Source organism: Rhizobium sp. CF080 (assembly GCF_000282095.2).
GTDB lineage: Bacteria > Pseudomonadota > Alphaproteobacteria > Rhizobiales > Rhizobiaceae > Neorhizobium.
Window position 1 is genome coordinate 131,481 of record NZ_AKKC02000002.1, and the last position, 12,919, is coordinate 144,399.

General features: G+C 59.6%; 16 protein-coding genes. 6 read left to right on the top strand and 10 right to left on the bottom strand.

What is annotated here, in order from left to right; all coding sequences use genetic code 11:
- Window positions 1-17: 17 nt before the first annotated feature.
- Genes flgG through PMI07_RS01860 form a run of 8 tightly spaced genes read right to left on the bottom strand, consistent with a single transcriptional unit; the run spans window position 18 to window position 5,541 of the window.
- Window positions 18-806 (bottom strand): flagellar basal-body rod protein FlgG, encoded by a 789-nt coding sequence (flgG, locus tag PMI07_RS01825; RefSeq protein ID WP_007759207.1) that lies wholly within the window; start codon window positions 804-806, stop codon window positions 18-20.
- 17 nt (window positions 807-823) lie between these two features.
- Window positions 824-1,162 (bottom strand): flagellar hook-basal body complex protein FliE, encoded by a 339-nt coding sequence (locus tag PMI07_RS01830; RefSeq protein WP_007759208.1) that lies wholly within the window; start codon window positions 1,160-1,162, stop codon window positions 824-826.
- Complete coding sequence (gene flgC, locus PMI07_RS01835; protein ID WP_007759209.1) at window positions 1,159-1,578, bottom strand: flagellar basal body rod protein FlgC; 420 nt, start codon at window positions 1,576-1,578, stop codon at window positions 1,159-1,161. The genes PMI07_RS01830 and flgC overlap by 4 nt, the downstream gene beginning before the upstream one ends.
- A 4-nt stretch (window positions 1,579-1,582) precedes the next feature.
- Window positions 1,583-1,969: a flagellar basal body rod protein FlgB gene (flgB, locus tag PMI07_RS01840; protein WP_007759210.1), complete on the bottom strand. Its 387-nt coding sequence runs from the start codon at window positions 1,967-1,969 to the stop codon at window positions 1,583-1,585.
- Between the two features lie 53 nt (window positions 1,970-2,022).
- Complete coding sequence (locus PMI07_RS01845; protein WP_007759212.1) at window positions 2,023-2,595, bottom strand: hypothetical protein; 573 nt, start codon at window positions 2,593-2,595, stop codon at window positions 2,023-2,025.
- A gap of 7 nt (window positions 2,596-2,602) precedes the next feature.
- Window positions 2,603-4,000, bottom strand: coding sequence for a flagellar protein export ATPase FliI (fliI, locus tag PMI07_RS01850; protein ID WP_007759221.1), 1,398 nt, complete (start codon window positions 3,998-4,000; stop codon window positions 2,603-2,605).
- 22 nt (window positions 4,001-4,022) lie between these two features.
- Window positions 4,023-4,760, bottom strand: a complete 738-nt coding sequence (gene flgF / locus PMI07_RS01855; protein ID WP_007759231.1) for a flagellar basal-body rod protein FlgF — start codon at window positions 4,758-4,760, stop codon at window positions 4,023-4,025.
- A gap of 1 nt (window position 4,761) precedes the next feature.
- The gene (locus PMI07_RS01860) at window positions 4,762-5,541 is read right to left on the bottom strand and encodes a DUF1217 domain-containing protein (RefSeq protein WP_024163487.1); all 780 of its coding nucleotides are present in this window, start codon (window positions 5,539-5,541) and stop codon (window positions 4,762-4,764) included.
- A gap of 200 nt (window positions 5,542-5,741) precedes the next feature.
- Here PMI07_RS01860 and motA point away from each other — a divergent pair, with 200 nt between their 5' ends.
- From motA to PMI07_RS01890, 6 genes are all read left to right on the top strand, one after another.
- Window positions 5,742-6,611, top strand: coding sequence for a flagellar motor stator protein MotA (motA, locus tag PMI07_RS01865; protein WP_007759233.1), 870 nt, complete (start codon window positions 5,742-5,744; stop codon window positions 6,609-6,611).
- Entirely contained in the window at window positions 6,611-7,564 is a 954-nt protein-coding gene (locus tag PMI07_RS01870; protein ID WP_037085369.1) for a FliM/FliN family flagellar motor switch protein, read from the top strand. Before motA ends, PMI07_RS01870 begins: the two co-directional genes overlap by 1 nt.
- 74 nt (window positions 7,565-7,638) lie before the next feature.
- Window positions 7,639-8,241, top strand: coding sequence for a flagellar motor switch protein FliN (fliN, locus tag PMI07_RS01875; RefSeq protein WP_007759247.1), 603 nt, complete (start codon window positions 7,639-7,641; stop codon window positions 8,239-8,241).
- Window positions 8,242-8,269: 28 nt separating this feature from the next.
- Complete coding sequence (gene fliG / locus PMI07_RS01880; RefSeq protein ID WP_007759248.1) at window positions 8,270-9,322, top strand: flagellar motor switch protein FliG; 1,053 nt, start codon at window positions 8,270-8,272, stop codon at window positions 9,320-9,322.
- 212 nt (window positions 9,323-9,534) lie between these two features.
- Entirely contained in the window at window positions 9,535-10,614 is a 1,080-nt protein-coding gene (gene flhB / locus PMI07_RS01885) for a flagellar biosynthesis protein FlhB (RefSeq protein WP_037085040.1), read from the top strand.
- A gap of 5 nt (window positions 10,615-10,619) precedes the next feature.
- The gene (locus tag PMI07_RS01890; RefSeq protein ID WP_007759251.1) at window positions 10,620-11,054 is read left to right on the top strand and encodes a hypothetical protein; all 435 of its coding nucleotides are present in this window, start codon (window positions 10,620-10,622) and stop codon (window positions 11,052-11,054) included.
- A gap of 46 nt (window positions 11,055-11,100) precedes the next feature.
- Here the strand turns inward: PMI07_RS01890 and PMI07_RS01895 are convergent, their stop codons facing one another.
- The gene (locus PMI07_RS01895; RefSeq protein ID WP_007759253.1) at window positions 11,101-11,847 is read right to left on the bottom strand and encodes a helix-turn-helix transcriptional regulator; all 747 of its coding nucleotides are present in this window, start codon (window positions 11,845-11,847) and stop codon (window positions 11,101-11,103) included.
- A 13-nt stretch (window positions 11,848-11,860) separates the two neighbouring features.
- Entirely contained in the window at window positions 11,861-12,577 is a 717-nt protein-coding gene (locus PMI07_RS01900; protein WP_245277079.1) for a helix-turn-helix transcriptional regulator, read from the bottom strand.
- Window positions 12,578-12,919: the final 342 nt, after the last annotated feature.

Consider the following 12,919-nt stretch of genomic DNA (forward strand, 5'->3'; position numbering starts at 1 on the left):
TGCCCGTCTCCTGGTTATTATTTCAGGTTTTTGCTGACGATCGTTGCCATCTCATCGGCGGTGGTGATGACCTTGGAATTCATCTCGTAGGCGCGCTGGGCGGAGATCAGATCGGTGATTTCACGGACGGCGTCGACGTTCGAACTCTCCAGATAGCCCTGTTTCAGGTAACCGAAGCCCGGATCCTCGGGCGCTGCAACGATCGGTTCGCCGGATGCGGCGGTCTGCGCAAACAGGTTGTCGCCGAGCGGCTGCAGGCCAGCCTCGTTGACGAAGTTGGCGGTGGTGAGCTGGCCGATTTCAGTGAAATCCGCCGAATTGCCGATACGGACCATGACCTGGCCGGTGCGGGTGATCTGCGTTTCGCTGACATCCGCCGGGAAGGTGATGTTCGGCACGACCGCATAACCGTCGATCGTGACCAGCTGGCCCTGGGCGTTCTTGTTGAAGGCACCGGCCCGGCTGTAGAGCGTCTGGCCATCCGGGGTCTGGATCTGGTACCAGCCGCGGCCGACGATCGCCACGTCGAGATCGTTCTCGGTGTGGGTCAGTTCACCCTGCGTATGGATGTTGCGAACGGCAGAGGTCTGCACGCCGAGACCGATATTGGCGCCTTCCGGCACGATCGCCTGGTTGGCGCGGTTCGGCACGCCCTGGGCGCGCTCGCTTTGATAAAGCAGGTCGGAAAACTCGGCGCGGGCGCGTTTGTAACCGGTCGTGTTGATGTTCGCGATGTTGTTCGCGATGACTTCGAGATTGGTCTGCTGGGCATCCATGCCCGTTGCTGCGACGGAAAGCGCTCTCATGTCTTCGTCCTCAAACTCTAGATCTGCATTTTCGTGACTTCGAGATAGGCGGACACGATCTTGTCGCGTAGCGCCATGGCGGTCTGGAGCGACTGCTGCGCTTCAAGGACCGCATCTACGACTTCACGGGTATTCGCCTTGCCCTGGATAGCCTTGAACGACATCGATTCCGCGCCCTTCAGGCTGTTCATCGTGTCGGTCGCCATGTTGGCCATGACGCTGGAGAAATCCATGCCGGTATTCTGGCCCGGCGTCGTCGCGATGCCGCCAGCAAATACAGAGCTGCTCGTGGAACCGACCTCGTCAATGCCGTTCGACAGCGAAAGCGAACTAACGTTTTGAATCTTATCGATCATTGTCCGGCCTTCAGAAGGTCAATCGTCGCAGCGATCAGTTCGCGCGTCTGCTTGATGGTCTGGATGTTTGCGTCATAGGAACGATTGGCTTCGCGCATGTCGGCCATCTCGATCAGCATGTTGACATTGGGCATCTTGACCATGCCCTTCGCATCGGCAGCCGGATGGGCCGGATCATATTCCTCGATGAACTTGGAGCTGTCGTTGCCGAGCTTCTTGACCTCGACCACGTCGACGCCGCTTGCCTTGTCCAGCTCGGAGCCGAAGGTAATGGTCTTGCGGCGATAGGGGTCCGCACCGGGCGTATCGCCTGTGGAGCGGGCGTTGGCGATGTTTTCGGAAACGATGCGCAGACGTGTCGACTGCGCCTCCATTCCCGATCCAGCTATCTTCAGGGAGGCTGAAAGCGGATCCATTTGCTTACCTCTTAACTAACGTCAGCATCATGCTGTGAAACGATTTCACCAGTCCTGTGCTCAATTCGTATTGGCGCTTGATTTCACCCGTCTTGGTCAGCTCATCGGCCAGCGAGACGGTATTTCCGGATTCCTGGACGCCGATTTCCTCGTTCAGTTCCGATGGTTTGATGTCGATCTCATCGCTGAGGTCGTTGCTGGCAAAATGGGCCGGGTTAGTGCGGGCCATTGGAATATGCGTGCGGTCCAGCACCGAATTGAAAGGCGTAATGTCCTTGGCCTTGAACTTCGGCGTGTTGGCATTCGCGATATTGCCCGCAACAACTTCCTGACGTACCGAAAGCCAATCGGCCTGACGGGATGCCATTTCGAACAATTGAATCGGCTGCATAGGCTTGTCTCCATCTTCTATCTGGAGACTATGCCGGTAACCTTGCGTCGGACTTACGGGCGAGCACTCCCGCCCGTATCCCGATAAACTTCTCCGCTGGAAGTAATGATGACCCACTTGCCGTCCCGTTGTTCGAGCGTGGCGAGCTTGCTGTTATCGGGCAGGACCGAGCCGACCCGGACCATGTACATGCCAGAACCGTCCTCGATGAGCGCGCGGCCGTTGGCAACGTGAAGCAGCCGGAAGTTGCCTTTGCCCGGAAAGGGCTGCTCTTCCTGCAGATTGCCATTCTTGCGGGTCTCGCCGAGCGACGATGTGGTGGCTGTGGTCAGCGCATCCATCGGCTCGACAGGCTTCGGCCAGTCCTCCTTGGAACTGTCGGTCATGGCGAGCGGCGATACGGTGACGACCGAACGGGCGACGCCCGGCGGCAGGTCGCGGGTGCGGCCCAGCGCTTCGGTGCGGATGCCGAACTTGTCGGCATTCAGAAAGACGTACCAGGGAAAGAAGGCGGAGGCTGCGGCCAGGGTGATACCCGTCGCGACCAGGATCTTGTCGCCTAATCGCGACTGAGCCTCTTCCGACTTCGACTGAGCCGCCGCATCCTGATTGTTCTTGTCGCTCATCGAATAATCACCTTCTCGCTATGGCCGACTGCGGATTGCCCTGCCCGGCCGCCGCCCGGAGCGCATTGGCCAGATCCGCGTATGCGTCGAGCGCCGGCTTTTCCCCCGGCGTCTGCTTCAAGACTTCGTAGATGACCGGCACCTGCTTGATCGCCATGTCGAGATCCGGATCGCTGCCGGCGCGATAACCACCGATCAGGCGCAGGTCGCGGGTTTCCTCGTAGCGGTGCACCAGCGATTTCAGGCGCGAGACCAGCTTTTCCTGATCCTCGGTCCAGGCCTTGCGGGCGAGACGCGAGATCGAGGCGAGCGGATTGATCGGCGGGTAGCGGCCTTCCTCGGCCAGCGAACGGTCGAGGACGATGTGGCCGTCGAGAATGCCGCGGGTGGAGTCGGCGATCGGGTCGTTGTGATTGTCGCCGTCGACCAGGATCGAGATGATCGCGGTGATCGTGCCGGTACCCTCGACGCCGGGACCGGCGCGCTCCAGCAGGCGCGGCAGCTCGGTGAAGACGGAGGCCGGATAACCGCGGGCGATCGGCGGTTCGCCTGCAGCGACCGCGACCTCGCGGATGGCATGGGCAAAACGGGTGACGCTGTCGGCGATGAACAGGACGTTGTCGCCCTGGTCGCGGAAATGTTCGGCGATGGTGATCGCCACCAGCGGTGCCATCTTGCGCAGCATCGGGCTTTCGTCGCTGGTTGCGACGATGGCGATCGATTTCGACATATTCTCGCCGAGCGTATCCTCAATGAATTCACGCACTTCGCGGCCGCGTTCGCCGACCAGCGCGATCACTACCTTGTCGAAGGCATCGGCCCGGGCGAGCATCGAAAGTAGCGTCGACTTGCCGACGCCGGAGCCGGCGAAAATGCCGAGACGCTGGCCGAGGCAGAGCGGCGAGAAGATGTCGATTGCCCGGACACCGGTCCGGAAACCCTTTTCGACGCGGCTGCGCGTCATCGACGGCGGCGCGGTATTGGCGATGGAACGCGGATTGAGGCCGCGTGCGATCGGCCCCTTGCCATCGATCGGCTCGCCAAGCGAGTTGATCGTGCGCCCGCACCAGCTATCGTCCGGCGCGACACGAAAGGCGCCCTTGCGAATCACCGTATCGCCGATGCCGATCGGCTCGCCGGGTTCGATCGGGCAGACATAGATGATGTCCGGCTCCACGCGAACCACTTCGCCCAGATGGATGCCGGTCGCGCTGCGATGGGCGACGAATTCGCCGAGCCGCACGTGTTTCGACAAGCCCGCGACCGTATAATGTCCTGCAGCGATGGTCCTGACATGACCCCCATGGGCGACCGAGAAGGCCGGATCGGCATAACGCGCCGAAAGACCGGCAAGCTGGGCCAGCTTGCCGCCGTTAACTGCATCGAGGATAGCCGCTTCCATCATGGTGGGCCCTCTTTCCTATCGTTTAAGCGTTGGAACCGCCGAGTGTCTTGATCGCATCGTCCAGCGAGGTCTCGCTGTCGCGCATCAGCGACGAAATGCTTTCGAAAGCGCGATTGACCTGGATGAGCTGGGTCATTTCACTGATGCCGTTGACGTTGGATCCCTCAAGATATCCTTGAACGACGGAATTCTCGATTCCTTCGAGAACCGGCTGCGGGGTATCGACGGTGATGACGCCAGAGTTGTCGTGGCGGACGAAGCCCTTGGTAACGTCAGCGGTGAACAGGCCGAGGCTGGCCACCGGCTGTTCGTTCTGTCGGATGATGCCGTCGGAGCCGACGGTCGGAGGGCCGCCGTCGCGGTTCAGCTGGATCGGCGCGCCGCCGGCATCGAGAACTGCGTAACCGCGGATCGAGCGGAGTTGACCCAACTCATCCATGGTGAAACGACCGTCGCGGGTCAGCACCTGGCCGGCCGGCGTATCGATCGCGAACCAGGCATTGCCCTTGATCGCAAAGTCGAGCGGGTTGCCCGTGCGCTGCATTTCGCCCGTGCGGGTCGACAGATAGTCGTTGCCCTGGGTCACGAAAGCGACCTTTGCGCCGATATCATTCTGGGTCTTGCTCAGAACCTCGTCGAACTTGACCTCCGTGGAACGGAAGCCGGTGGTGTTCATGTTGGCCATGTTGTCGGCGATCGTGTTCAAGCGACGCTCGAGCGCGATCTGGGAAGAGATGCCGACGTAAAGTCCGGACTGCATATCATTTGCCTCCGAGTTTCAGATTGTTGATCGAGATCAGAAGATCCGTGGAAATCCCGCTCGACGACGGGGAGTTGAAGACGGCAAGCGGATCGTAGCTCTCGCTGGGATTGCTGATCTCCCACATGGCCGTGAATCGCTCGAGGAACTTGTTGACCTTGGCCGGATCCTGGAAATCCTCGATCTTGACCGTCTCTTCGATGTACTTGGCCTGACGGTCGAGGTCGGCGCCGATCATGTCTGCCGACATGCCCAGCGCCGTGCGCATGACTTCCGAAAGGGCGTCGTCGGCGAGAACTTCCATCCCGGACTTGATCGTCGGCGCTGTGCGCTCGAAATAGAGCGCAAGCCGAACGCCCATGTTGTCGGCGCCCGCATCCTCTTCCAGCGTCTGGCGCTGGAACTTGTCTACGACGCCCTTCTGGGCCTTGTCGAAGGAGGTGGCGGTGGTGCCGAAGGCGGCGAAATTCAGGGATTCGGCCAGCTGCGCATAGCGGCTGTCGGAGAGCTGGTTGGCGAAATCGGCCTCGTTGTCGGTGCCTTCCGTCAGAACCTTGCGAATGAATGCCTTCGCATAAGCCATATCTTCGAGGCCGTGAGCCTTCAGCGCGTAATTGTAGACGCGCGTATCGGCCATGAAGTCGTCGATGGTCTTGATGCTGCCGATCTTGGAAAGGTAATATTCGGTCTCGCGCGCAACTTCCGGCTTTTCGGCGACGCGCTCCAGCGACTTCGACATGTCGCGGCTGATCATTGCGTAGCTGGTATAGGTCGTGATCACGATAGCTCTACCTAAGTCCGCGGAAGCGGCGGACATCGCTGCGGAGCGGGCAATCCGGTCCGATCGTGGGCAGAACTAGGCTCGAAGACTTGTGCGAAGCTGTTCGGGGCCTGCTTCTATTAGCGTCCTCACAGCCAGCCTCACGCAAGCCAGACGCCTTATCCCCAAGACAAACGAAAACGATCGGGCACAGGTACGCGATGAATATTATTATCGGCTTTGTCATCACCGTTGGCTGTATTCTCGGCGGCTTCATGGCCATGGGTGGCCACATCGACGTTCTTATCCAGCCCTTCGAGCTCATGATCATCGGCGGCGCCGGTCTCGGCGGCTTCATCATGGCCAACCCGATGAAGGTCGTGAAGGATAGCGGCAAGGCGCTCGGAGAGGCATTCAAGAACACTGTCCCGAAAGAACGCAACTACCTCGACATTCTCGGCGTGCTCTATTCGCTGATGCGCGACCTCAGAACCAAGTCGCGCAATGAAATCGAAGCGCATATCGACAATCCGGATGAATCGCCGATCTTCCAGACCGCGCCGACGGTCCTGAAGAACAAGGAACTGACTGCCTTCATCTGCGACTACGTGCGCCTCATCATCATCGGCAATGCCCGCTCGCACGAGATCGAGGCGCTGATGGACGAAGAAATCAACACCATGTTCGCCGACAAGATGAAGCCCTATCACGCGATCACCGCGATGGGCGACTCGTTCCCGGCCATCGGTATCGTCGCCGCCGTTCTCGGGGTTATCAAGGCGATGGGCAAGATCAACGAATCGCCGGAAGTTCTCGGCGGCCTCATCGGTGCGGCTCTCGTCGGCACCATGCTCGGCATCTTCCTGTCCTATTCGGTCTGCAACCCGCTGACCTCGCAGATCAAGATCGTCCGCACCAAGCAGCACCGCCTGTACATCATCGTCAAGCAGACCCTGCTTGCCTACATGAACGGCTCCGTTCCGCAGGTCGCGCTCGAATACGGACGTAAGACGATTTCCAACAAAGAACGGCCCTCGATCGACTCAGTCGAGCAGGAAATGATGAATCCTGGTGGAGAAAAGGCGGCATGATGACGTCGAATCAAGCAAATCAATCAACGGCGTCGGGCATGGACCTGGCGCTCCTGGCAAAATTGACCGGAGGTCTCGGCGACAAGAAGACCGTCGAGAAGATCAGCAGTGAGTTTGCGCAACTCTATGCGGAATTCCTGCCTGACGTCTTCCACAGCGAAACCGGCATCCGCATCGGCGTCTCCTATGTGAGCTGCACGTCCGGCCTCATGACCGACCTCATCGCCGATCTGGGCGATGGGTTTGCCCTTTCCGACGGATCCCTGCGCAACTGGTCGCCGAATTTCGTGCTCGGTTGCGGCAACACCTTCGTGATCGCACTCATGGAGCTGATGCTCGGCTCCGCCCCCAACACGATCGAACAACCCATCGAACGTCCGCTTTCGGATATCGAGCTCGACCTCGCCGTGATGGTCTTCGAGCGGATCGCCGACGTGCTGCGTTCCGGCGTCAACGCGCAGGGTGGCTTCGAAGCAAGCCTTGAACGGCCCCATAACGCCGAAGACCGCCCAAAGCCGGACGATCTGACGCGCCCGGAATTCGGCGTCTCCATCCGCATGGCGTTCGAGCTTGGTTCGGTCACTTCCGAATTCGCACTCGTCATCCCTCAACGCGCATTCCTGAAGACCAAAGTCACCGCGCCGAAGTCGAAGGCTCAAGCCTCCAAGGCCAAGCAAGAATGGACGGACCGCATGAACGATCAAGTCCGCCGCTCGCATGTTACCCTTGAGGCCCGTATCCGGTTGCAGAAGCTGACGCTCGGAACGATCTCGCGGCTCGCCGCCGGCGACGTGATCGCTTTCCAGGACAAGCGCGATGTCCAGGTTCAGGTCAGCGCCAACGGCCGGGACATGTATTCTTGCGAATTCGGGCGCTCCGGCGAGCGATATACAGTCCGCGTAAAGGATAATATCAGCACGGACGACGAGATTCTCCAACACCTGATAGGCTAGATCCGCAGCCAGCCTGTTGCCGGCTTATTTCGCCAAGGCAGGCTGACGCAAGTTTCAACAGGAATAATCACCGCATGGCTACGAAGAAGACACCTCTCACCGATGACGACTCACTGATGCCGCTCGGCAATGACGCCGATCTGGATCAGGCCATCGACGATCTGCGCGGCGTCTTGAAGACGGATGCCGATGGTGGCGTGCCGGGCTTCGATGCGGATTTCGGCGCGTCCGCAACCAGTGATTTTTCGCCCGACGCCCCGTCCTTCGGCGGTGGTTTCGAAGCACAGGCCGATACATTCGGCGGCGGCGGAAGCTTCGGTGGCGGTGCTGGCGGCCTTGGCGGCGCAAAAAGCTTCGGTGGCAACGATTTCGGCGGTTCGGCATCCAGCAGTGCCGCCTACCAGGAGCCGGGCAGCGCGCTCAACGCCAATCTCGACCTGATCATGGATATCCCGATCGACGTCGAGATCGTGCTCGGAACGAGCCGCATGCAGGTCTCCGGCCTGATGACACTCGAGGAGGGTGCGACGATCGCACTCGACAAGAAGATCGGCGAGCCGGTGGAGATCGTGGTCAACGGACGCCGCATCGGCAAGGGTGAGATCACCGTGCTGGAAAATGACGAAACGCGCTTCGGTGTGAGACTGACGGAAGTACTGAGCACGAGAAGAACCTGATCCCTGTTTGGGACAGAAAAGGAAGACCATGATGGACTTTGAGGATTTCGGTGGCAGCGCCCTCTCGACGAAACCGTTGTCCAAGGCCGAAAAGGCCGCGGCAGTGCTCCTGGCCATGGGCAAGGGCGTTGCCGGCAAGCTTCTCAAATATTTCACCCAGGCCGAGCTGCAGAATATCATTGCCTGTGCTCAGACGCTGCGTGCGATCCCGCCGGACGAACTCCTCGAACTCGTCAACGAGTTCGAGGATCTGTTCACCGAAGGCACCGGTCTCATGGACAATGCCGCAGCGATCGAGGGCATTCTCGAAGCCGGCCTGACACCGGAAGAGGTCGACGGGCTGCTCGGCCGCCGCGCCGCGTTCGACGATTATCAGGCCAATATCTGGGACCGCCTGCAGGACGCCGATCCGGCATTCGTGGGCAAATTCCTGTCGCGCGAACATCCCCAGACCGTCGCCTATATCCTTTCGCAGATGCCGTCGATCTTCGGTGCCAAGGTGCTGCTCCAGCTTCCCGACAGCCGCCGCGCCGATATCATGAACCGCGCCGTCAACATGAAGGAAGTCAGCCCCAAGGCAGCGCAGATCATCGAGAACCGGGTGATGGAACTGATCGCGGCCATCGAAGCAGAGCGCAACTCGAACGGCTCGAACAAGGTCGCCGAGCTCATGAACGAACTCGACAAGAACCAGGTCGATACCCTGCTCAACTCGCTGGAGACGATCAGCAAGGAATCCGTCAACAAGGTCCGGCCGAAGATCTTCCTCTTCGAAGACCTGCTCTACATGCCGCAGCGCAGCCGCGTCATGCTGCTCAACGACGTCGCGGGAGACATTCTCACGATGGCGCTGCGCGGTGCGACCAACGAGATCAAGGAATGCGTCCTCTCGGCGATCAGCCCGCGCCAGCGCCGCATGATCGAAAGCGATCTGGCGGTTCAGAACATGAACCTCAATCCGCGCGAAGTGGCGATCGCCCGTCGCGCGATCGCACAGGAAGCGATCCGGCTCGCCAATTCGGGCCAGATCCTCCTCAAGGAAGAAAAGAAGGATGGCGAGAAGGCGGCCGAAGCCGCCTAACCTGCCGATTGAGATATAAGAAGCAAAGCGGAGCTGGAAACATCTCGCTCCGCTTTCGTTTCACCCGCCTTTCGCCGTTATTTTCCGGCCACCCACAGTCTTTTTGTTGACTCGATTAGCGGCTAGCAGGCGATGCGATAACATCGCAGGCGGCGGCGGCCGATTCGTTTGAGCCACGTCCTCGCAACCGGAAGACCGATTGGTTCAAAGCCGTGTCTGACGACGACAAAGACAGTAAAACAGAAAACCCGACCGCCAAACGAATGTCGGAAGCGGCAGACAAGGGTAACGTCCCTGTCTCCCGAGAAGTGCCGCTTTTCGCCTCGATCCTAGCATTCTATGTATATCTCGTCTTCTTCCTTCCCTCCGGCATCTCAAAGATGGCCGAGACGCTGAAGGACCTTTTCGAGCAGCCGGATCAGTGGCGGCTCGAGAACTCGACGGACGTCGTCTCGCTGAGCGTCCATCTCGGCTGGGCCGTCGCAGCGTTCCTGGTTCCGGTGATGCTGCTGTTCATCATTTTCGGGCTCGGCTCGTCATTCGCGCAGAACATGCCATCGCTGGTGCTCGAGCGCGTGCGGCCGCAGATTTCCCGCGTTTCACCTGCCAAGGGTTTCGGACGAATCTACAGCGTTCCGGGCTTCGTCGAATTCGGAAAGTCGATCTTCAAGATCATGATCGTCGCGGTGATCATGTATTTCGCGTTGCGGCGCGAATATTTCTCCACGCTGGACGCGATGTTCTCGGATCCGCAGATCATTCTCGTCAAACTGGACGCAGTCATCCGCCGGATGGTGATCGTTGTGGTCATGTCGGCCGGTCTGCTTGCCGTCGTCGACGTCCTGTGGACGCGCTACCACTGGTACAACGAACTGAAGATGACCAAGCAGGAGGTCAAGGACGAATACAAGCAGGCGCAGGGCGACCCGATCGTCAAGCAGCGCCAGAAATCGGTGGCGCGCGACCGCGCTCGCCGGCGCATGATCAACAATGTGCCCCGCGCCACGCTCGTGATCGCCAACCCGACTCACTTTGCGGTGGCGCTGCGTTACGTGCGTGAGGAGAACGACGCCCCGGTCGTCGTCGCCAAGGGCCAGGACCTGATTGCCCTGAAGATCCGCGAAATCGCAGAGGAAAACGGCATCCCCGTTTTTGAAGATCCGCCCCTGGCACGCTCCATGTTTGCGCAAGTCTCGGTGGATAGTGTCATTCCGCCAGTCTTTTATAAGGCTGTGGCAGAACTCGTGCACCGGGTCTACGCTTCCCGGTCGCTCAAAAAACGGACACGCTGAGCGTCATGAAGAAATGCACCTATTCCACCGAACGAGAAGAAATCGTCGCACAAGCAATCAGCCCGGTGGCTTCGGAACTTCGCCTGCTCGATGCCGGTGATCTCATCTCACTTCTACGTCTGGAGTGCCACAGCAGCCTTGCCGACCTCGTGTCTTCTGCGGCCGAGCTCTATTTCCATCCGGGCACCGTCAGTTTTGGCGCCGGAGGCGACTACAAGCTCGAATGGAACGGAAAGCCGGAAGTCGTCCTCGACCTCGAAATCAAGCCGCGCGGCGTTTCGGTCTATGCCCGTCTGACGCTGGCCGACCAGCAGGCGGCGCTCGAAATCGACCACATTGCCTTCCAGGCCCCTTTCGAGGATCCCCACGACAACACCGCGTTCCTGGCAAAAAGCCTCCAGGAAGCCAAATTCGTGAAGACCAGCAGTTCACAGATGTGAGCTGCATTGCTCTCGGTGCAAAAGGCGCGTCGCCTATCGGAACGGATCAGTGGATGTAGCCGAGCCGGATAGCCTTGGCGATCGCCTGGATGCGATTGACCGAATCGAGCTTGATGGTCGCCGAGCCCAGATAGGCGTTGACAGTGTGGACCGAGAGGCCGAGCTTCTCGGCAATTTCTTCACTGATGCGACCGTCGCCGGCCAGTTGAAGACAGGCAATCTCACGTTCGCTCAGCGATTCGGCCGGCACGCTGCGGCGTTCGTCGAGCGCCAGCAGATCCATGACCACCTGGCAGCTTCTGACATGCTGGTCGATGATGACATCGCTCACCAGTTCCATGGAGGTCCCGAAGAAAGCAACGAAACCGTTCCCCAGCGCACCGAGACGCACCGGAAAGGCGATACCCGAAAAAGGAACGACGCCGGTCTCCAGGCGATGTGTCAATGGCGAGAACTCGCCGGCATCGGCAAAGCTGGTATTCTCCGATCCGTTCCAGATCAGCGGCAGAAGTGACGTCTCGATATGTTCCAGCAGCGCCTCGCCATAGGCGCTGACAAGCTGGTTGCTGCTTTCGAGCGCGCCGGCACCCCAGTTTTCGAGTTCGCATACGAGTTTGCGCTTGTTGGGCAGGCCGGCACCGGCGACCCGGAAAACCGCAAAATTCCGCGCCTTCAGATTCTTCTGCATGGCGATGAGCTTCGGGAAGATGTCCGACCGGCTGGAGGCGCGCTGGAGGCGCAGATACTGGATGCTTCCAGGTCCATCTGCCATGCCGCTGCGCGAATAACCCATTGAAATTATTTTCCTAAACTAGGTTGTTGCGAACCGCATAGGCAATTGCCTCGGAACGCGTTTTGGTTGCCGTCTTGCGCATCACACTGGTAATGTAGTTGTTGATCGTATTGCGGGATATGCCGAGGATCACGGCGATCTCGTCGCTGGTCTTGCCCTCCGCGATCCAGAAGAGGCATTCAAGCTCGCGTTCCGTCAGCTCGAAATCACGTTCAGTCCTGGCGTCGGCATTCTCTCCGAAACTGGCGCCGTAGGCAGCAAACAGGCCAACTTCCCTCAGTCGTTCCTGCGACAGGATGATACCGTCGTTAAACAGCAGCATCAGCGAGAAGCGCGTCCTGCCGACGCAAAAGGTCAGAGCGCAGTACTGCCGGCTGATGTCGTCCGGCGGCACGATGTCGTCGGGTAGCAAGGCAAAGCTGGGGGTCAGCAGCGAGAGGCACTTTTCGAGTTCGGTGGAACGCGCATAACCGCTTGCCAGCTCCGAGCCCAGGCGCCGCACAAGATCAAAGGGCCAGTTGGAGGTAACGATGAAGTCGAGGCCCTGTTCCTGGATGAGGTCGTAGCGGGCCAGCAGGAAATGAGAGGCGCCGACGTAATCGGCAAGCAGGCGCATGACCGCCTGAACGTTGTTGGAGCCCGCCAGAACTGAAAGACGGCGAACCAACTGCTCACGCGATAGTCCCCTGGAGCTGGCAGCCTCCGCGTAGGAGCGCCCCTCCGTCATCATTTCTACCCCCGACAACTCCATTCGCTATCTGCTCCCGGCCACGTGGTGCATCCATCATGAATGCGCGCATCGCGGCATATTGCGACTTCCATACAACCCCTCCCGCGCTGAAACGATCCCGAGTTAGACGAATTCATCAAAAGATACTGTCTGTAGCCGCTTTCATTCGTCGTCCACACCGGGATTTCCAGCCAGCTCCACCCTCCTCGGAACCTTCGGAAGTCATTGTACGAATCAAAGCCATTGTAGGAGACGCGTCGCGAATTACCATCGCCTGGACACCGGATTTCCCCAGTTGCGCCATATTCTCGCTGATTCGCGTACGCGCAAATCCGCCAAGTG